This is a genomic window from Labrys sp. WJW (assembly GCF_001676615.1).
In the GTDB taxonomy this organism is placed as follows: Bacteria; Pseudomonadota; Alphaproteobacteria; order Rhizobiales; family Labraceae; genus Labrys; species Labrys sedimenti.
Map to the genome: position 1 here is coordinate 100,923 of NZ_LYXZ01000039.1, position 19,083 is coordinate 120,005.

The window sequence follows — 19,083 nt, forward strand, 5'->3', positions numbered from 1 at the left end:
CTCCAGAGGAAACGCCGGTTCCGAAGCCGGCGCGGGTTGCAAGGCCGTGGCACGACCCCGGCCGATGGGAGGAAGGCATGTCTGAGGCCAAGATCTACGACGTTCCGCGCGAATGGGCCGAGGAAGCGTATGTCGACAATGCGCGCTACCAGGCGATGTACGAAGCCTCCGTCAGCGATCCCGAGGCCTTCTGGGGAGAGCACGGCAAGCGGATCGGTTGGTTCGAGCCCTATACCAGGGTCAAGAACACCCGTTTCGCGCCTGATGTCTCGATCCGCTGGTATGAGGACGGCACGACCAACGTCGCCTGGAATTGCGTCGACCGCCATGTCGCCGAGCATGGCGACCGCACCGCCATCATCTGGGAAGGCGACGATCCCGCCGAGAGCCGGCACATCTCCTATCGCGAACTCGCCGGCGAAGTGCAGCGCTTCGCCAACGTGCTCAAGGGCGAGGGCGTCAAGAAGGGCGATCGCGTCACCATCTACCTGCCGATGATTCCCGAAGCGGCCTTCGCCATGCTGGCTTGCGCCCGTATCGGTGCGGTTCATTCCATCGTGTTCGGCGGCTTCTCGCCCGATTCCCTCGCCGGCCGCATCACCGATTGCGGCTCCACCGTGGTCATCACTGCCGACGAAGGCCTGCGCGGCGGCAAGCGCGTGCCGCTCAAGGCCAATGTCGACGCGGCCCTGGCCAAGGTCGGCGGCGTCTCCTCGGTGGTGGTGGTCAAGCGCACCGGCGCCCCGGTGCCGATGGTCACCGGCCGCGATCACTTCTATGCGGATCTCGCAGCCAATGTCTCCGACGAGTGCCCCTGCGAGGAGATGGCCGCGGAGGATCCGCTGTTCATCCTCTACACCTCCGGTTCCACCGGCAAGCCGAAGGGTGTGCTGCACACCACGGCCGGCTACCTCGTCTATGCCGCGATGACGCACCAATACGTCTTCGACTACCGCGAGGGCGATGTCTACTGGTGCACCGCCGATGTGGGCTGGGTCACCGGCCATTCCTACATCGTCTACGGCCCGCTTTGTAACGGCGCCACGACGCTGATGTTCGAGGGTGTGCCGAACTATCCGTCCATGTCGCGCTTCTGGGAAGTGATCGACAAGCACCAGGTCACCATCTTCTACACCGCACCCACCGCGATCCGCGCTTTGATGGGGGCCGGCGAGGAGCCGGTGAAGAAGACCTCGCGCGCCTCGCTGCGCCTGCTCGGCTCCGTGGGCGAGCCGATCAATCCGGAAGCCTGGGAATGGTATCACCGCGTGGTGGGCGACCATCGCTGCCCGATCGTCGACACCTGGTGGCAGACCGAGACCGGCGGCATCCTGATCTCGCCGCTGCCCGGCGCCACCAAGCTCAAGCCGGGCTCGGCCACGCGGCCCTTCTTTGGCGTGCGCCCCGAGATCGTCGACGCCGAGGGCAAGGTGCTGGAGGGAGCCTGCGAGGGCAATCTCGTCATCGCCGATTCCTGGCCGGGCCAGATGCGCACCGTCTATGGCGATCACCAGCGCTTCTTCGACACCTATTTCGCGGCCTATAAGGGCAAATATTTCACCGGCGACGGCTGCCGCCGCGACGAGGACGGCTATTACTGGATCACCGGCCGCGTCGACGACGTCATCAACGTTTCCGGCCATCGCATGGGCACGGCCGAGGTCGAGAGCGCGCTGGTGGCGCATGAACTGGTGTCGGAAGCGGCCGTGGTCGGCTATCCCCACGACCTCAAGGGTCAGGGCATCTATGCCTATGTCACCCTGATGGCGGGCACCAGCGGCGACGAGACCCTGCGCAAGGAACTGGTCGGCTGGGTACGCCGTGAGATCGGCCCGATCGCCTCGCCCGATCTCGTGCAGTTCGCGCCCGGCCTGCCCAAGACCCGCTCCGGCAAGATCATGCGCCGCATCCTGCGCAAGATCGCCGAGGACGATTTCGGTTCGCTCGGCGACATCTCCACTTTGGCCGATCCGACCGTGGTTGAGGACCTGATCGCCAACCGCCAGAACAAGCCCAAGGGCTGACGCTGGTGTTGAGGCGAGCGCTTCTTGTCGCGCTCGCTTGCAGCGTGGGCATGATCGCGCTGGCGCGGGCGGAGGAGCGGCCGTTGCTCCCGGATGCCGCCCGCTTCGAGGCGGCTTTCAAGCCCGGCGCGAGTGGCACGGTCGAGGGGACATCGGTGCCGCTCGACAGCCGCGTCCTCGGCGAGGTCACGGTGTCCAGCGGCCAGATCGTGGCCTGCGATCCCTTCGTCTTCATCGAGGCCAAGCCCTTCATTCGTACCGTGCCGAAGGGGCGCTTTCCCGTACGCATCGCGGTGATGCGTTCGCAGCGTTTCGGCGATCGCATCGCCTTTGCGCGCGTCGAATTCTCACAGGCGCCGGTCGTGACCTGGGAACGGGCTTTGGTGCCGGGCCAGGACCCGGCCAAGCTGGGCAAGGACGAATATTACGGCTTTCCGGTCGATGCGGGCACCGGCGCCTTCCTCGACCCTGCTGCCGGCGCGGAGATTGCCGCCCTGCCCGCCGACCAGATGCAGGTTCTCGATGACGACTGGATCCGGCAGGGCGAGAGCTATGGCAAGGAGCACGGGCTACCCTTCGCCCTGCCGGTCTCCCGAGGAGCCCATGCCATGGTACTGTTTTCGAGCGGCTGGGGCGATGGAGCCTACCCGTCCTGGTTCGGCCTGGCGGCCGACGGCAGCGTGGCCATGCTGCTGACCGATCTGCGCGTGGTGGATGACGCCCCGGGCCGGCGAGAATAATGCCTGGCATCCCCGATCGCGCCAATTTTCGTCGCTTGCGGACTTTTGCCTTTCACAACAAGTGTCTAAACAGGATGGATCGGCCTTCCCCTTATTCCTGCCTCCACCAGAGGCGGGCAAGCTTGCCATGTTCCATCAGCGTTTTTCCCGCCAGGCTCTCAACCTCGCCTTCGACCGGATCATCCCTGGCTGGATGCGCCTGCTGGTGCGGCGCAGCGAGAGCGGCATGGTCGCGCTCGCGGCCGTGGTGGGCGCGCTGGCCGGCGTGGCGGTCTACGCCGTCGCGGCCACCGCGCAGCTCGCACATGAGCTCTTCTTCGGCCTGCAATCGGAAGAGCGGCTGAGCGGAACCCTCGGCCTGCCGGTGATCCTGGCCGTCTCCATGCCGCTGATCGGCGGCCTCCTGCTCGGCCTGTTCAACCTGGTTCTGGCGCGGACACGCTCGCCCCGCCCGGTCGACCCGATCGAGGCCAATGCCCTGCATGGCGGGCGCCTCTCGCTCACCGGCAGCATCATCGTGGTCGTACAGACCTGGATCTCCAACGCCTTCGGCGCCTCCGTCGGGCTCGAGGCCGCCTATTCGCAGATCGGCTCGGGCATCGCCTCGCGGCTCGGCCTCGGCTTTCACCTGCGTCGGGCGGATCTGCGCCTGCTGGTGGGGTGCGGTTCGGCCGGTGCCATCGCCGGTGCCTTCAGCGCGCCGCTGACCGGCGCCTTCTACGCCTTCGAGATCATCATCGGCACCTATGCCGTTTCGCATCTGGCCCCGGTGGCAGCAGCGGCCATTGCCGGCACCATCGTCACCCATCTGCTCGGGATCGATTCCTACGCCTTCGTCATCGATGTCGGTTACAAGCCACAGGCCTCGTCCTTCGTGGCCCTGGTCGGCCTCGGCCTGTTCAGCGCCGCCGTCGCCATCCTGGTGATGCTGGGCGTCGCCATGACCGAGAAGGGCTTCCGTCGCCTGCCCCTGCCGATCTGGCTGATGCCCGGACTGGGTGGCCTGATGGTCGGTGGACTTGCCTTGATCACGCCGCAGGTGCTGTCGTCGGGGCATGGTGCGCTGGTGAAGATGCTCGCCGGCGGCGAACTGCCGATGCTGATGCTGGGCGGCCTGATCCTGCTGAAGGGGCTCGCCTCCTCCATCTCGCTCGGTTCGGGCTTTCGCGGAGGCCTGTTCTTCGCCTCGCTCTTCCTCGGCGCCCTGGTCGGCCAATTCTATCTGGGTGGCATCCATCTCTTCTCCCTGGATACGGGGCTGACGCCCCACGCGGCGGCGCTGACCGGCATGGCGGCGCTGGCCGCCTCCGTGATGGGGGGCCCGCTGACCATGAGCTTCCTGGTGCTGGAGATGACGGGCGATTTCCAGCTCACCGCCGCCGTGCTGCTGGCGGTGATCATCGCCAGCATCACCGTGCGCGAGACCTTCGGCTACTCCTTCGCCACCTGGCGCTTCCATCTGCGCGGTGAGGCGATCCGCAGCGCCCACGACATCGGCTGGGCCCGTGATCTCACCGTCGGCCGCGTGATGCGCAAGCCGGCACCGACCGTCGACAAGGACGCCTCCCTGGTGGTCTTCCGCAACGCCAATCCGCTCGGCACCACCCATTACATCGTCGCCGTCGACACCCTGACCAACCGCTATGCCGGGCTGATCCGGGTTGCCGATGCCTATCAGGTCAGCCCCGAGATCCAGGATGGCGCCAGTCCCGTCGGCGGTCTTGCGCTCTATCGCGATCAGGTGCTGACGGCGGGCATGACGCTGAAAGAGGCGACCGAGCGCATGGAAGGTTGCGAGGCCGAAGCGCTGGCGGTGGTCGACGAGGCCGGCCACGTCATCGGCCTCCTGTCGGAAGCCCATGCCTTGCGCCGTTATGCCGAAGCGGCGGACCGCGCCCGCCGTGACCTGGCGGGCGGGGTTTAGGAACATCTCTTCCTATCGCGCGGGCTGGACCCGGGCCAGGAAGGCGAGGATCTCGTCGGCGATCTGGCGGTGCAGCGTCGCCCGGTCGCGCGTGCCGCCATCCCGGCAGACGAAGCTCTCGCCTGGGGCGATCTTCTCGATCGCGGCGGGCGCCTCCGGCAGGCAGAGCTGCATGAAGCTGAAATGCGTTGCGTCGGGGATGGGCAGGTAGCGGGTGCTTGCCGGCGGGAGGGCCTTGGCGAGATAGTCGGAATCCTGCTGCAGGGCTGCGATGCCGGGGACCGGCGTTCCCGCCGCAAGCACCAGCACAGGTATCCGGACAGCCGCCAGGCTTTGCGGCGTAAAGCCGAGCGCAGGTCCGAGATCGAGAGAAACCACCGCGCCGATCCTGCTATCGCGAAGATCGGCTCCCAGCTTGGCGGGATTGGTTCCGCCGTCGCGCAATCCGAGAGCTGCGAGCGCTTCGCAAAGGGGGGCGGGCGAGCAAGCCGCGGGAAGGCGGCTTGCGTCATAGCGCCCGCCGGCCAGCGCCATCACCGTCCAGCCGCCGAGGGAGTGGCCGATGGCGGCGATACGGCCCGCCTCGATGGGGCCGGCGAGGCCGGGATCGGTGCTGACGGCATCGAGAACCCGGCTGAGATCATGGGGGCGTTCCCACAGGCGGACTGCCTGTTCCGGCCGCTTGTCGGCGGTGGTCGTGCCCGGATGGTCCGGCGCCGCCACGATGTAGCCGCGCCCGGCGAGTTCTGCTGCCAGCCAGTTGAGGTTTCGCCAGCTGCCGCCGAAGCCGTGCGACAGCAGGACGAGCGGATGGCTGCCGGCCGCGGGCGGAGCATTCTCCGCCACATTGATGCCGGGGAAGCTGCCCTCCCGCCCGCCGATCGACGTCAAGGGGCCGCGAGCATCGGTCGGATACCACAGGCGGGTCTGCAGCGGCCGCTCGCCGCCCGGATCGGGGATGTTGAACACCTTGGTGGCGACCGGCTCGCCAGCCAAGGCAGCATGTCCTGCCAGGCAGACGGCAAGGGCGAGGAGGAAAGAGAAACGGCGCATGAAACTCTCCAGGAATGCGGTTGACGCCGCCTTCCTGCCGCGCGGTGGCCTCGGCTTGCGACCTGGAACGTGTTCGAGGTCGTACCGGAAGGCGATGGCGGACCCGCTCTTATCGCAGTGGCGATTCCACACCATTGACGCCGCTGCCGAGAGTGACTAGGATATCTGATATATCAGATATGGTGAAAGTAATGAGCGCCTTTGGCCATTTCCAGGATCGCACCGGCGGGCGGCCGCTTGCGGCTCAGCCGGGCCTGACGACGGCAGCGGTCGTGCATCGGGCATTGCGGGACGAGATCGTCTCCATGATCAGGCGGCCTGGCGAGAGGATCGCCGAGGCTGAGGTGGCGACGGCGCATGCCGTCAGCCGCACGCCGGTCCGCGAGGCGTTGCTGCGCCTGGCCGACGAGGGGCTGGTCGAGATCGCAGCGCGGTCGGCCACGCGCGTGGCCCGCATTCCCGCCGCCATCCTGCCCGATGCAATCTTCGTGCGCTCGGCCGTCGAGCATGCCACGGCGCGCGCCGCCGCCCATCAGGCTCGGGGCAGCAGCGTCACTCTGCTGCGCGGCCTCATCGAGCGTCAGCGTGAGAGCCTCGGAGCCGGCGACACCAATGGCTTTCACGAGGCGGATGAAGCTTTTCACGCGGCCCTCGCCATGGCAGCGGGCCGGCCGGGCGCCTGGGAGATGGTACAGCAGGTCAAGACCCAGCTCGACCGCTATCGCCGGCTGACCCTGCCGGAAGCCGGACGCATGCTGCGCGTCGTCGAGGAGCACGGCGCCATCGTCGATGCCATCGAGGCCCATGATGCGGAGAAGGCGGGGCTTGCCATGGACCATCATCTCGACGGCCTGCGGCGGAGCCTGGCCTCCATCCGCGATCACAACCCGGACTATTTCTCAGGGGATGCCGCCGGTATCTCCGCCGCCTTCGAGACGCTGCTGTTCCGCTAAAGCGTTTTGCGATCCCGACAATCCAGAAAGTCCCTATGTCCTATCAAACCCTCGAAATTCGCCACGCCAGCCACCCCGAAGCCGTCAAGGGCCTGGATACGCAGGGCCTGCGCCGCGAGTTCCTGATCCCCGATTTGTTCGCCGCCGGCCGCATCAAGCTGGTCTACTCCCATGTCGAGCGCATGATCATCGGCGGCGCCTGCCCGGTCGATGCCTCCTTGGCCCTGCAGACCCCGAAGGAGGTCGGCCAGCCGAGCTTCCTGGCCCGGCGCGAGCTCGGCATCATCAATATCGGCGGTCCGGGGATCGTGCGCGTCGACGGCGAGACCCATGACATCGGCACGCGCGAAGCCCTCTATGTCGGCATGGGCGCCGGCGAGGTGGTGTTCGAAGCCAGGGACGCCGCCGCGCCGCCGCGCTTCTACCTTCTCTCGGCGCCCGCCCATCGCAGCTATCCGACGCGCCGGATCGACGCCTCGGTCGGGCGGATCCTGCAGCTCGGCGACAAGAGCACCGCGAATGAGCGCAGCATTCACCAGATGCTGATCCCGGGCGCAGTCGACTCCTGCCAGCTCGTCTTCGGCATGACCACGCTGGCGCCGGGCTCGGTGTGGAACACCATGCCCTGCCACACCCATGACCGGCGCAACGAGGTCTATCTCTATTTCGATCTCGCGCCCGAGGCGCGCGTCTTCCACTTCATGGGCGAGCCGCAGGAGACCCGCCACCTGGTGGTGGGCGAGGGCGATGCGGTGATCTCGCCGCCCTGGTCCATCCATTCCGGCGTCGGCACCGGCGCCTATACCTTCATCTGGGCCATGGCCGGCGACAACCAGGACTATGCCGACATGGACATGGTCGCGACGGCGGACCTGCGATGAGCAGCGCAACCATGAACCGGCTTGCCGCCAACCCCTTTGACCTCACCGGCAAGGTCGCGATGGTGACGGGATCGCGCACCGGGCTCGGGCAGGCCATCGCCATCGCCCTGTCGCAGGCCGGCGCCAGCATCGTCGGGGTCGATCGCGGCCCCGCCGACGAAACCCGCGCGGCGATCGAGGCGCAGGGCGGCGCCTTCCTGCCCGTGACCGCTGATCTTTCCACCACGGCGCCTCTGCCTGGGATCGTCCAGTCGGCGCTCGACCGCTTCGGCGCGCTTGACATCCTGGTCAACAATGCCGGCATCATCCGCCGCGCCGATGCCCTCGACTTCACCGAGGAGGACTGGGACGCGGTTGTCGACGTGAACCTCAAATCGGCGTTCTTCCTGGCCCAGGCGGCGGCTCGCGCCATGCTTGCGGACGGACGCGGCGGCAAGATCATCAACATCGCCTCGATGCTGTCCTTCCAGGGCGGCATCCGCGTCGCCTCCTACACCTCGGCCAAGAGCGGGTTGATGGGGCTGACCAAGCTGCTTGCCTGCGAATGGGCCGCCAGGGGCATCAACGTCAACGCCATCGCCCCCGGCTATATGGCGACCAACAACACCGCGCCATTGCGTGCGGATGCTGAGCGCAATGGCCAGATCCTGGCGCGCATTCCGGCCGGGCGCTGGGGCGCGCCCGCCGATCTCGGCGGCGCTGCCGTGTTCCTGGCCTCGGACGCCTCCGCCTATGTCCACGGCACCACCATTCCGGTGGATGGCGGCTGGCTGGCGCGCTGAGCGATTTCCTTCTCCCCTTGCGGGAGAAGGTGCCCCGAAGGGGCGGATGAGGGGAGATGCACAAACCCCACGAGTGTTCACCAGCACCCCTCATCCGTCATTGCTTCGCAATGCCACCTTCTCCCGCAAGGGGAGAAGGAATTTGCGGAGCGGCCACGTCTGGCCGTTCGCCAAAAATACAATCTGGGAGGCAGTCCATGAAGATATTGAAGGTCATCGATAAGATTCCCGGCGGCCTGATGCTGGTGCCGCTGCTGCTCGGCGCCTTGTGCAAGACCTTCTCACCCGGCGCCGGCAGTTATCTGGGTTCGTTCACCAACGGCCTGATCACCGGCACCGTGCCGATCCTCGCCGTCTGGTTCTTCTGCATGGGCGCCACCATCGATCTCAGGGCGACCGGCATGGTCCTGCGCAAATCGGGCACGCTCCTGGTCACCAAGATCATCGTGGCCTGGGTCGCTACCATGGTCGCGGCGCGGTTCATTCCCGATGGGGGCATCACCTCCGGTCTGTTTGCGGGGCTTTCGGTGCTGGCGATCACCGCCTCGATGGACATGACCAATGGCGGCCTCTACGCCGCGGTGATGCAGCAATACGGTACCAAGGAGGAGGCCGGCGCTTTCGTGCTGATGTCGGTCGAATCAGGCCCTCTGGTCAGCATGCTCATCCTCGGCGCCTCCGGCGTGGCCGTGTTCGAGCCGCGCCTGTTCGTCGGTGCCGTGCTGCCCTTCCTGATCGGCTTTGCCCTCGGCAATCTCGACCGCGACCTGCGCGAGCTGTTCGGGCGCTGCGTGCATCCGCTGATCCCGTTCTTCGGCTTCGCCCTCGGCAACGGCATCGATCTCAAGGTCATCGCGCAGAGCGGCCTTGCCGGCGTGCTGCTCGGCCTCGGCGTGATCGTGGTTACCGGCATACCGCTGATACTGGCCGACAGGTTCATCGGCGGCGGCAACGGCACGGCCGGGCTCGCGGCCTCCAGCACGGCGGGGGCGGCGATCGCCAACCCGACTCTGATCGGCGAGATGATCCCGAGCTTCAAGCCGGTGGTGCCGGCGGCAACGGCCCTGGTGGCCACGGCCTGCCTGGTGACGGCGATCCTGGTGCCGATCCTGACGGCGCTGTGGGCAAAGCGAATGGGCAGGGTGCCGGCATCGCAACCCGACGGCGTGCCCCGGCACGGCGTCGAGCCGATCTAGCCCGGCTTCCCGCTCCGCCTCAGCCGAGCAGGGCCTCGATGGCCGAGCGCAGCACAGCCGGATCGTCCTCCGGTACCAAGGTGAGACCTGGTCGCGGAGAAAGTCCGCAGGCCGGCGTGGCGATCACGGGCAGGCCGGCCGCCAGGGCGGCGAGGAGCTGGCGCGGCTGGTGCTCGACGACAGCCGGCAGCACCACCCCGGCAAGGGTGGCAGGCGTCTCGCCCGGGGCCAGCAGGCGGACCGGCATGTTGCCCCAGAAGCCGAGGCTCTCGCGCGCATGCCCCTTCACGGCGAGCTCGACGGGCAGGCCGTAGAGCGCCTCGCGCAGGGCATAGGCGCCCTTGCGGCCGAGGGCCGAGGCGGGAAACAGCAGGGTGCGGCCGCCCTTCGCGGCCGGGAGCGGCCGGGCGGGGGACCAGTCGAGCAGATGGGTCTTGCCAGGGGCGAGAGCCGCGATTTCCGAATGCGGGGTCAGCAGCCGGTCGGCGGCAGCCAGGGCGGCGCTTTCGGCCGCCTCGATCGCCTCCGGCGCGCGGAAGTCCGCCAGGGTGGAGCTTTCAGGATGGCGTGCAGCAGTGGCATCGAGTTTTGCCTGCAGCTCGGCAAGCGGCAGGCGTTCCATCAGCACCTCGAAGCTGCGGCCCTGCAGGGCGCCGGCCAGCCATAGATGCGGGAGCAGGTTCTGCGAGACCACGAGATGCGTATGCCGGTGCGACAGTCTGGCGGCATAGGCCGCCGCGAGACGGGCATCGCCCTGGAGGGCCTTCGCCTGCAGGCTGCCACCCTTGGCGCCTCGCAATGCGAGCGAGCGTCGTAGCGTGGCGATGGTCGCCGTGGTCTCGCTGCCGGCCATGCCCGACGGCCAGCCATAGCGCGCGGCGCCCAGGCGGCGGGAGGGCAGGAAAAGGGCGTCTTCGCTGCCGGCCCTCTGCTCGAGCAGGGTGGCGAATTCCGGCCAGCAGGCATCGACGAGCCAGGCCGTCGGCACGCCGGCGCGGAGGGCGCGCTCGGGGTCGTTGCGATGGCAATCTTGCTGCCCGCATTGCGTGCAGTCATGCACCGCCGGCCCGGCAGGTGGCATTTCCACTGGCAGGTCGGTGGCATTGGCGCGGCCATGGCCACGCAGGACGATCTCCAGCCTGTCCCGGCTCATCGAGGCTTCGATGCGGAAGGGGTGGTGGCTGCGGATGCGGAAGTCGACATAGTTCCAGAACACGGTGGCGTCGCGGCCGAGCTGGGCACGCGAACCGGGCACCACGCGGCTATGGGCATGGCGTTCGACGATCTCCAGCCCGGCTGCGAGGGCCGCCTCATAGAGGGCGTTGGAAAGCTGGCACAGGCCGCCGCCCACGCTGGCGATCAGGCAGCCTTCGCGCAATTCGCGGCCAGGCACGTAGCCGCGGGCCCGGCTGGCGCGGCCGACCTGCTTCCAGAAGCTGAGCACGGCGCCGGCCGGCACCTCGACACCGTCGAGGCCCTTCAAGGCCATGCGCAAATTCTGTACCTTGCCGGCGGTGAGCTCGCGGTCCCTGGCCCCGGCGAGATGGGTCCACAGGGGCGAGCCGGCCCGGCCGAGCACGGGTGCGGCGGCCAGCTGGGCCGAGCAGCCATGGCGGACAATGGGCTCGGCAGTGAATTTCTCGCGCAGGTAGCGCAGCCCCCGCAAGGCCACCGCCTTGGCCTCGAAGGCGAGGCTGTCGGCATAGCTAGGCACGCTGCGTTGGGGGAGGGCGACCATGGCGGGATCCCGGCTCGGCTGAAAACTTGCCGAGACCTTATCGGCCCCTTGGCGAGCCCGCCGTGCGCGCTGGCACGCGGAGGGCAATTCTGGCTGTCGCGGGAACAGAATGAAGGATTGGGCTGGGTGATGAAGGTGACGTGAGGCCGCGACGCTCAAGCCCCCCTCGCCCCGCCACTTGCGGGGAGAGGGTAAGGGTGAGGGGCTTCGCAGAGTTCGGTTTTCTACGTGTTGCGCTGCCCCTCATCCCGGCCTTCTCCCCGTCAGAACGGGGAGAAGGGGTGGTCGGCGGCGCGCCCTTCCTCATAAGCTGCTATCGCGGCCTCTACCCCCGATCGAGCCAGGCGACCTCTTCCGGCGTCAGGGCGATGTCGAAGGCCTCCAGGCTGTCGTCGAGCTCGCCCAGCGTGCGCGGCCCGATCAGCGGCACGGACGGGAAGGGCTGCGACAGGACATAGGCGAGGGCGACATGGATCGGCCGCTTGCCGAGCCGGCGGGCCAGTTCGACCGCCCGGTCCCGGCGCGCGAAATTGCGCTCGGAATACCAGACCCGGACGAGTTCCTTGTCGTCCTGCTTGTCCCGCCCGGCCCTGTCGGTGAAGAAGCCGCGCCCCTGGCTCGACCAGGCGAAATTGGGGACCTGCCGCGCCGCGAGCCAGGCCTTCCAGTCGTCGTCCGATGCCGAGACGCAGCCCGCCCAGATCACGTCCTGCATCTCGGCAAGGGCGAAATTGTTGGAGAGCGCCCCCGGCCTCTGCTTGCCCGTCCTGTCGGCATAGGCCACCGCCTCGTCGAAGCGCTCGCGTGTCCAGTTCGAGCCGCCAAAGGGGCCGCGGATGCGGCCGGCCTTGACCTCGGCATCCATGGCGTCGACGAACTCGCCGACCGGCACGTCGGAATTGTCGCGATGCATGAAATAGAGGTCGACATGGTCGGTCTTCAGTCGTTCGAGCGACTGGGTGAGCTGCTGACCGATGAATTCGGGACGGCAGAGCGGGGTATGCGCGCCCTTGCCGATCACCACGCTCTCGTTGCGCACGCCTCGTGAGGTCTGCCAGTCGCCGAACAGTTTTTCGGTGATGCCGGCGCCATAGACGAAGGCGGTGTCGAACAGGTTGCCGCCCTTCTCGAAGAAGGCGTCCAGCAGGATGGCTGCGCTGGAGAAGGTGCGGAAGTCCTCGAAGCCGAGCGCCACGGCGGAGGCGGCCGGCGCGAGGCCGGGAATGATACGCCGGGGGATCGGCCCGCTCCCCGGCCTGAGCGGCGTGCCCTTCAGCGTCTCCTTGCGCCGCTCGGGCTTCTCGATGCCGTATTCGAGCCCGATCGCCTGGCGCCATTTGTCGAGCACGCGCAGATTGCCAAGGCTGTCGGCCCAGTCCATGCCCGGCCAGGCGAATTCCCGGCTGCCTTCGCGAATGGCCTTGCCGGCGGCGTCGGCCTCGAAGGCATAGAGATGCCGTGTCTCCTCGACCTGCACCGTCTCCGCCGTGCCGTCGGGCCTGACGATGCGGATCTCGCCGGTGCCGCCCTGCACGCCGCCGGCAAACCAGAAATCCTGCACCTCGATGCGGCCCTCGGTGCCGAGGATGCGCAGCACATTATCCTGCTTCAGCGAGATCGAGCAGGAGACGTCCGCCAGGATGCCGCCTGGGAAGTGCAACAGGGCCGAAGCCCATTCGTCGACCCCCGATTGCCCGAGATGGCCGGTGCCGGAAACGCTGTCGGGCTCAAGGAAGCCCTTGCCCGAGGCGGCGCCGGCGATCAGCCGCGCCATCGAGACGGGATAGCCGCCGACATCGAGGATACCGCCGCCCGCCAGATCATTGGCATAGAGCCGGTGATCGGGCTTGAACTCCGGCATGGCGAAACCGAAGCTGGAGCGGATCAGCCTGACTTCGCCGATCGCGCCCGACCGGATCAGTTCCACCAGCTTCAGGGTCTGCGGGTGCTGGCGGTACATGAAGGCCTCGCCCAGGAAGGTTCCGGCCTTGCGGGCGGCATGCATCATGGCATCGGCCTCGAAGGCCGTCAGTCCCATGGGTTTTTCCACCAGCGCATGCTTGCCGGCTTCGGCCGCCTTGATCGCCCATTGTGCGTGGCCGGGATGGGGCACGGCTATATAGACGGCATCGATTGTGGGATCGGCCAGCAGGGCCTCATAGCCCCGGTGGATGCGGGCGCCGGGGAAGGCTTCGGCAAGGCCCGGCCTGCCCGGATCGCGGGTGCCGATCGCCGCGAGCACGCCGCTCTCGGAATCGCCGAGGCCGGCGACGAAGGCCTTGGCGATGGCGCCGGGTCCGATGATGCCCCAGCGGATCTTGTCTTTCTCGGTCATGTCAGTCTTTCCAAAGGCTTTCAGGAAAAAAGTACTGCGCTCAGCGCAGGCGCTGGCCGTCCTTGGCGAACAGCAGAGCGCGGTGGCGGGGGATGGCGACGGTGAGCTGGCGCTCCTCGGCCCATTGGCGGGAATCGTCGCGCTGGATGATCAGCGGTTCGGCGGAGGCCGTGCCGGCATAGACATAGGACGTGGCACCCAGATGCTCGGCCATGTCGACCTCGATGGCGAGATCGGCGTCGCCGCTGCCCGCGGGCAGGAAGTGTTCGGGACGGATGCCGATGGCGACCTCGCTGCCCGGTGCCGGCGCCGGGCCGGCGAGCGGCACCGCAAGGCGCGCGCCTTTCTGGTTGACCAGTTCGACCGTCACGCTTCCCTTGTCCGCCGTGACGACGCGTCCGGCCAGGAAGTTCATCTTGGGGCTGCCCATGAAGCCGGCGACGAAGCGGTTGGCGGGGTCCTCGTAGAGTTCGAGCGGGCGCCCGACCTGCTCGACATTGCCGCCGCGCAGCACCACTATCTTGTCGGCCAGGGTCATCGCTTCGGTCTGGTCATGGGTGACGTAGATCATGGTCACGCCGAGTTCGCGGTGGAGCCTGGCGATCTCCACCCGCATCTGCACCCGCAATTCGGCGTCGAGGTTGGACAAGGGCTCGTCGAACAGGAACACCTTGGGGTCGCGCACGATCGCCCGGCCGATCGCCACGCGCTGGCGCTGGCCGCCCGAGAGCTGCTTGGGCCGGCGCTGCATGAGATCGGTGATGCGCAGGATGTCGGCGGCGCGCGCCACCCGCCGATCGGTGTCCGCCTTGGGATTGCCGTTCATCCTGAGGCCGAAGGAGAGGTTCCGCTCCACCGTCATGTGCGGATAGAGGGCGTAGGACTGGAACACCATGGCGATGCCGCGATCGGCGGGCTCGACCTCGTTGACCACCTGGCCGCCGATGCTGATCTGCCCGCCCGAGATGTCCTCGAGCCCGGCGATCATGCGCAGCAAGGTGGATTTGCCACAGCCCGAGGGACCGACGAAGACCACGAACTCGCCGTCGGCGATGTCGAGGTCGACGCCATGGATGATCTCGAAACTGCCGAAGCGCTTGACCACGGAACGGAGCGTGAGGCCTGCCATGTCGCTCTTGTCTCGCTTTCTTGAGATTACTTGACGGCGCCGGCCGCGATGCCGGCGATGAAGTGGCGCTGCAGGAGGAGGAAGACGGCCAGCATCGGGGCGGTCAGCAGCACGGCCCCGGCCATGATGCCGCCCCAGCTCACATTGGAGATGCCGATCAGGCTGCCCAGCGCCACGGGCGCGGTGAACATCGCCTTGTCGCCGGCGATCAGGAGCGGCCACAGATAATTGTTCCAGCTTGTCAGGAAGAGGATGATGCACAGTGCCGCCAGGGTCGGGCGCGCCAGCGGCAGTGCCACGAACAGGAAGATGCGCCATTCCCTCACCCCTTCTACCCGGGCGGCGTCGAAGAGTTCCGCCGGCATCATGGTGAAGGCCTGGCGCATGAACAGCACGCCCAGCGAATTGAACAGGGGCGGCACGATCAGGCCGAACCAGCTATTGGCCATGCCGAGGTCGCGCGCCACCAGGATGAATTGCGGGATGATCACCACGAAGAAGGGCAGGGAGATCGTGCCGAGGATGATGGCGAGCACCACGCCCCGACCGAAGAAGCGATAGCGCGCCAGCGCCCAGCCGGCCATGGCCGTCAACCCGGCCGAGAGCACGGTATAGGCGAGCCCGACGATGACCGAGACGGTCATGGCATGCAGGAAGTTGGTCGTCCGCTGCAGGTTGGCGAGGTTGTCGAGGAAATTGGTGCCGAACCAGAAGGAGAGGTCCGGCGCATAGATGCCGTAGTCGGGCATGGTGGCGAACACGCCCATCATCCACAGCGGAAACAGCCAGACGAGCGACATCGGCACGATGAGGGCGTGCAGGATGACGGCGTTGAACTTTTGGCGACCGGACCTCGTCATTTCGCTTCCCTCGACAGGCGTAGCTGGATGAGCGAGACGATCATCGCCAGGCCGGCAATGGTGTAGGCGATGGCGGAGGCGTAGCCGACATTGCCGGAGAGAAAGGCCTGGCGGTAGAGCAACAGGCCGAGGGTCTCGGTCGCCCCGCCCGGACCGCCGTGATTGGTGATCAGATAAGGCTCGGTGAAGAGCTGCATGGTGCCGGAGATCGACAGGATCACGCTGAAGGTGATCACCGGCTTCAAGAGCGGCAGGGTGATGAAAAAGAACTGGCGCACCTTGGAGACGCGATCGAGCGTGGCTGCCTCATAGACGTCGCCGGGGATGGCCTGCAGGCCGGCGAGGATGATGATGGCGTTGTAGCCGGTCCAGCGCCAGGTCAGGGCGATCATCACCAGCGCCAGCGCGGCCGTCGGGTTGGAGAGCCAGTCGATGGCGGGCAGGCCGACGGAGGAGAGCAGCTTGTTCACCACACCGAAATCCTGGGCGAACATCAGGCGGAATACCGCCGAATAGGCGACCTCGCCCACCACGACGGGGGCAAAGAAGGCAAAGCGGAACAGGCCCTTGGCCTTGAGCAAAGGCGAATTGAGGAAGACGGCGATCACGGTGGCGAGGCCGATCATCACCGGCACTTGGATGATCAGGATGATCAGCGTGTTCTTCAGGGCGTTGAAGAAGGCGGGATCGGAGATCAGCCGCCCCCAATTGGCCGCCGGCCTGAATTGCCAGGGCGACACGCGCGTCTGATGCAGCGAGATCACGAAGGAAGAGATGATCGGCCAGATCCAGAAGGCGAGGAAGATCGCCAGATAGGGCGCAAGGAAGCCATAGGCCGCGCGATTGTGCCGCTGCATCGGATGGTCTCCGCCAGGAGAGGGAGAAGCGGGTGTCAAAGCTGAATGAAATCCCGACACGGCCGGGAAAGGCTCGATTTTGTCATGCCCGGGCTCGACCCGGGCATCCAGCACGCCGCGAACACCCTTCACGGCCGCTCTGGATCACCGGGTCAAGCCCGGTGATGACAAACGCCCCGTCATTTCGAGTTTCTGCCAGCCTCAGGGGGCCACCGGCAGCCCCGAGGCCGACGAGATCTGGTTGGCGGCATCATCCAGCGCGGCCTTGGCATCGGGGTAGCCGCCGCCCAGGAACTTGGTCTGCACGGTCTTCAGGGCCGCTTCGGCATCGTTGAGGAAGGCGGTGCCGTGGGTGGACTTGATCTTGGGCAGGGTGGCGAGGATGTCGGTCCAGATCGCCTGGTTGCCCCAATAGGGCTGGCCCTGCTTCACATAGGGATCTTCCAGTGCCGAATTCAGCGACGGCACTAGGCCATAGGCCTTGAGCATGGTGACCTGGCCCTCATCGGTGGAAAGGGCGTATTTGACGAAGGCGAAGGCCGCTTCCTTGTTCTTCGAACTGGCGGGGATGGCCAGCGACGAGCCGCCGATATTGGCGGCGCGCGGACCGTCCGCCGTCAGGCTCGGCATGCGATAGACCCCCCATTTGCCGGCGAGCTCGGGCGCGTTGGTGCGGATCGTGCCCTCATACCAGCCGCCGAACATGATGGTGGCGACCTTGCCGGCCTTGAGGGCCTGGATCTTGTCGGCCCAGCCGGCCGAGATGATGGTGCCGGCGTCCTTGAGCTGCTTGAGCTTGTCGTAGACGGCGATGCAGGCGGGCGCATTGACCGTGACGGCGCTGGCGTCCGGGGCGAAATAATTGCACCCCTGCTCGTTGCCGACCATGCGGAACCATTCGGTGGTACCGTCACCGTCGAGATCGGTGGCGCTCATGGTCACGCCGGGATTGGCAGCGGCGATCTTCTTGCCGGCGGCGATGAAATCATCCCAGGTCTTGATGCTGGCCGGATCGACGCCGGCCTTCTCGTAGAAGTCACGCCGGTAATACATCACGACCGGGCCCGAATCCCAGGGCATGGCATAGGCGGCATCGCCCTTTTCGAGTTCCGCCCGCTTGAAATCGGCGAACTTGCCGGCCACCTCCGCCGTGTAGCCGAGCGGCTTGAGATCGGCGAAGCAGTCGGGGAACTGGTTCCAATAACTCTCCGCCTTGTAGTTCTCGATCGAGACGACGTCGGGCAGGCCCGCTCCGCCGGCGGCACAGCCGGCCTGGGTCTTGGAGAAGACCTGGGCGTTGCCGAGATCCTCCACCGTGACCTTCACATTGGGGAATTGCTTGTTGAAGCCTTCGATATTGGCTTTCAGCGAGGCGGCGGCGATGTCCCAGCTCCAGACCCGGATCTCCCCAGATTGGGCCAAGGCCGTCGACGCATGAAGGCCCGCGGCAACTGCCAGCGCGGCGCAGCCGATCGTCTTGCGCATTCCATTCCTCCCCTTTTCATTTGCTCTTGTGCGGCGGGAAGCTACTCTAGGCAGGCAGCTCGGTCTGTCTGCGATAAAGGGAAGATGGACTTGCCTGAAAGTAAGATGCAGGAACGCTCCTATTATCAGCCGACGGCCAACAGCGTCGAAAACCTGCCGACCGTACTGCAGACCTTCCACAATACGCCGCGCGTCATGCTCTCGCCCCATTGGCACGCCCAGGTCGAGGTGAACTTCATCGTCCAGGGCTGGGTGCATTACCGCATGGCCGGCTACGAGCTCAGGCTGGCGGCGGGCGACATGGTGCTGTTCTGGGGCGGCCTGCCGCATCAGATGGACGATGCCTCCGACGATGCCATCTATGCCGGCGCGCATCTGCCGCTGGTGCATTTCTTCCGGCTGCGCCTGCCCGAGGAGGTGCCGGCCCGCCTGATGGCCGGCGCGACCCTGCTCATCCGCGAGACCGACTCGTCGGATGGCGCCAATTTCGCGCGCTGGAACGGCTATACCCGCTCGGGCGACATGGTGCGCGCCCAGCATGCGGTGAGCGAATTGCTGCTGCGGCTGGAACGGGTGCGCTTCGAGCCCTATGCCCTGTTGCCCAGCCTCGATGCCCATGCCGGCCAGGCCAGTACCGCCGATCCGCAGGCCCTGCGCCATGTGCGCAACCTGTGCGATTTCATCGCCGACAATTTCCTCGACGACATCGACAGCGCCGACATCGCGGCGGCCGCCGGCCTCCATCCCAAATATGCCATGAGCCTGTTCAAGAAATGCACGGGCATGACGCTGAACGACTATGTCAGCCTGCTGCGCCTGTCCTATGCGCAGGCGCGCCTGATCAGCGGTGACGGCAACATCCTGCGCGTGGCGATGGAGTCGGGCTTCGGCTCCCTCTCGGGCTTCAACAAGAGCTTCCGCAGGATCGCAGGCATGTCGCCCTCCGATTTCCGGCGCAGCGGACAGGGCGAGCGCCCCATACTCGCTCCCGTCGAACCGGGAGCGGCGCCTCAGGCGTGACGCTTCCCGCCGAAATTCGTCAATTCGCTTGAAATATTTGCCCTCTGTGGCGAAAAAATCACCTTTTCGTCACGATTGATATGCTACAGATCCACCATCTGAGCGC

Annotated in this window: 15 protein-coding genes; 8 read left to right on the plus strand and 7 right to left on the minus strand. The window is 66.8% G+C overall.

The window, feature by feature from the left end; all coding sequences use genetic code 11:
• Positions 1-77: 77 nt before the first annotated feature.
• The 3 genes from acs (at position 78) to BA190_RS23020 (ending at position 4,688) form a co-directional block, all read left to right on the plus strand.
• Positions 78-2,024 carry an acetate--CoA ligase gene (gene acs / locus BA190_RS23010; RefSeq protein ID WP_068292859.1) on the plus strand — a complete coding sequence of 649 codons (1,947 nt, stop codon included), beginning with the start codon at positions 78-80 and terminating at the stop codon, positions 2,022-2,024.
• 50 nt (positions 2,025-2,074) lie between these two features.
• The gene (locus BA190_RS23015; RefSeq protein WP_068292861.1) at positions 2,075-2,764 is read left to right on the plus strand and encodes a DUF4241 domain-containing protein; all 690 of its coding nucleotides are present in this window, start codon (positions 2,075-2,077) and stop codon (positions 2,762-2,764) included.
• A gap of 127 nt (positions 2,765-2,891) precedes the next feature.
• Positions 2,892-4,688, plus strand: coding sequence for a chloride channel protein (locus tag BA190_RS23020; protein WP_068292863.1), 1,797 nt, complete (start codon positions 2,892-2,894; stop codon positions 4,686-4,688).
• A gap of 12 nt (positions 4,689-4,700) precedes the next feature.
• On the opposite strand, the gene BA190_RS23025 is transcribed toward BA190_RS23020, so the two are convergent.
• Positions 4,701-5,741 (minus strand): alpha/beta fold hydrolase, encoded by a 1,041-nt coding sequence (locus tag BA190_RS23025; protein ID WP_068292865.1) that lies wholly within the window; start codon positions 5,739-5,741, stop codon positions 4,701-4,703.
• A 191-nt stretch (positions 5,742-5,932) separates the two neighbouring features.
• On the opposite strand from BA190_RS23025, the gene BA190_RS23030 reads away from it, so the two are divergent.
• The 4 genes from BA190_RS23030 (at position 5,933) to kdgT (ending at position 9,553) form a co-directional block, all read left to right on the plus strand.
• Positions 5,933-6,694 carry a GntR family transcriptional regulator gene (locus tag BA190_RS23030; RefSeq protein WP_068292868.1) on the plus strand — a complete coding sequence of 254 codons (762 nt, stop codon included), beginning with the start codon at positions 5,933-5,935 and terminating at the stop codon, positions 6,692-6,694.
• 35 nt (positions 6,695-6,729) lie between these two features.
• The gene (gene kduI / locus BA190_RS23035; protein ID WP_068292872.1) at positions 6,730-7,575 is read left to right on the plus strand and encodes a 5-dehydro-4-deoxy-D-glucuronate isomerase; all 846 of its coding nucleotides are present in this window, start codon (positions 6,730-6,732) and stop codon (positions 7,573-7,575) included.
• The gene (gene kduD, locus BA190_RS23040) at positions 7,572-8,357 is read left to right on the plus strand and encodes a 2-dehydro-3-deoxy-D-gluconate 5-dehydrogenase KduD (RefSeq protein ID WP_245314912.1); all 786 of its coding nucleotides are present in this window, start codon (positions 7,572-7,574) and stop codon (positions 8,355-8,357) included. Before kduI ends, kduD begins: the two co-directional genes overlap by 4 nt.
• A gap of 197 nt (positions 8,358-8,554) precedes the next feature.
• Positions 8,555-9,553, plus strand: coding sequence for a 2-keto-3-deoxygluconate transporter (gene kdgT, locus BA190_RS23045; RefSeq protein ID WP_068292878.1), 999 nt, complete (start codon positions 8,555-8,557; stop codon positions 9,551-9,553).
• A 19-nt stretch (positions 9,554-9,572) separates the two neighbouring features.
• Here kdgT and BA190_RS23050 read toward each other — a convergent pair whose 3' ends face one another.
• From BA190_RS23050 to BA190_RS23075, 6 genes are all read right to left on the minus strand, one after another.
• Complete coding sequence (locus BA190_RS23050) at positions 9,573-11,291, minus strand: VanW family protein (RefSeq protein ID WP_068292881.1); 1,719 nt, start codon at positions 11,289-11,291, stop codon at positions 9,573-9,575.
• 325 nt (positions 11,292-11,616) lie between these two features.
• Entirely contained in the window at positions 11,617-13,626 is a 2,010-nt protein-coding gene (locus BA190_RS23055; RefSeq protein ID WP_068292884.1) for an aldo/keto reductase, read from the minus strand.
• Positions 13,627-13,666: 40 nt separating this feature from the next.
• Positions 13,667-14,755 (minus strand): ABC transporter ATP-binding protein, encoded by a 1,089-nt coding sequence (locus tag BA190_RS23060; RefSeq protein ID WP_068292887.1) that lies wholly within the window; start codon positions 14,753-14,755, stop codon positions 13,667-13,669.
• Between the two features lie 26 nt (positions 14,756-14,781).
• Entirely contained in the window at positions 14,782-15,615 is an 834-nt protein-coding gene (locus tag BA190_RS23065; RefSeq protein ID WP_068292889.1) for a carbohydrate ABC transporter permease, read from the minus strand.
• Complete coding sequence (locus tag BA190_RS23070) at positions 15,612-16,472, minus strand: carbohydrate ABC transporter permease (RefSeq protein WP_068292892.1); 861 nt, start codon at positions 16,470-16,472, stop codon at positions 15,612-15,614. The genes BA190_RS23065 and BA190_RS23070 overlap by 4 nt, the downstream gene beginning before the upstream one ends.
• A 201-nt stretch (positions 16,473-16,673) precedes the next feature.
• Positions 16,674-17,957 carry an ABC transporter substrate-binding protein gene (locus BA190_RS23075; protein ID WP_068292895.1) on the minus strand — a complete coding sequence of 428 codons (1,284 nt, stop codon included), beginning with the start codon at positions 17,955-17,957 and terminating at the stop codon, positions 16,674-16,676.
• A gap of 84 nt (positions 17,958-18,041) precedes the next feature.
• Between BA190_RS23075 and BA190_RS23080 the strand changes: the two genes are divergently transcribed.
• On the plus strand, positions 18,042-18,977 hold the full coding sequence (locus BA190_RS23080; RefSeq protein ID WP_245314914.1) for a helix-turn-helix domain-containing protein: 936 nt from the start codon (positions 18,042-18,044) through the stop codon (positions 18,975-18,977).
• The last annotated feature ends 106 nt before the right edge of the window (positions 18,978-19,083 follow it).

Coding starts and splice junctions, on each gene's coding strand:
- acs (WP_068292859.1), top strand. CDS start 78: ATGTCTGAGGCCAAGATCTACGACGTTCCGCGCGAATGGGCCGAGGAA.
- BA190_RS23015 (WP_068292861.1), top strand. CDS start 2,075: ATGATCGCGCTGGCGCGGGCGGAGGAGCGGCCGTTGCTCCCGGATGCC.
- BA190_RS23020 (WP_068292863.1), top strand. CDS start 2,892: ATGTTCCATCAGCGTTTTTCCCGCCAGGCTCTCAACCTCGCCTTCGAC.
- BA190_RS23025 (WP_068292865.1), bottom strand. CDS start 5,741: ATGCGCCGTTTCTCTTTCCTCCTCGCCCTTGCCGTCTGCCTGGCAGGA.
- BA190_RS23030 (WP_068292868.1), top strand. CDS start 5,933: ATGAGCGCCTTTGGCCATTTCCAGGATCGCACCGGCGGGCGGCCGCTT.
- kduI (WP_068292872.1), top strand. CDS start 6,730: ATGTCCTATCAAACCCTCGAAATTCGCCACGCCAGCCACCCCGAAGCC.
- kduD (WP_245314912.1), top strand. CDS start 7,572: ATGAGCAGCGCAACCATGAACCGGCTTGCCGCCAACCCCTTTGACCTC.
- kdgT (WP_068292878.1), top strand. CDS start 8,555: ATGAAGATATTGAAGGTCATCGATAAGATTCCCGGCGGCCTGATGCTG.
- BA190_RS23050 (WP_068292881.1), bottom strand. CDS start 11,291: ATGGTCGCCCTCCCCCAACGCAGCGTGCCTAGCTATGCCGACAGCCTC.
- BA190_RS23055 (WP_068292884.1), bottom strand. CDS start 13,626: ATGACCGAGAAAGACAAGATCCGCTGGGGCATCATCGGACCCGGCGCC.
- BA190_RS23060 (WP_068292887.1), bottom strand. CDS start 14,755: ATGGCAGGCCTCACGCTCCGTTCCGTGGTCAAGCGCTTCGGCAGTTTC.
- BA190_RS23065 (WP_068292889.1), bottom strand. CDS start 15,615: ATGACGAGGTCCGGTCGCCAAAAGTTCAACGCCGTCATCCTGCACGCC.
- BA190_RS23070 (WP_068292892.1), bottom strand. CDS start 16,472: ATGCAGCGGCACAATCGCGCGGCCTATGGCTTCCTTGCGCCCTATCTG.
- BA190_RS23075 (WP_068292895.1), bottom strand. CDS start 17,957: ATGCGCAAGACGATCGGCTGCGCCGCGCTGGCAGTTGCCGCGGGCCTT.
- BA190_RS23080 (WP_245314914.1), top strand. CDS start 18,042: ATGGACTTGCCTGAAAGTAAGATGCAGGAACGCTCCTATTATCAGCCG.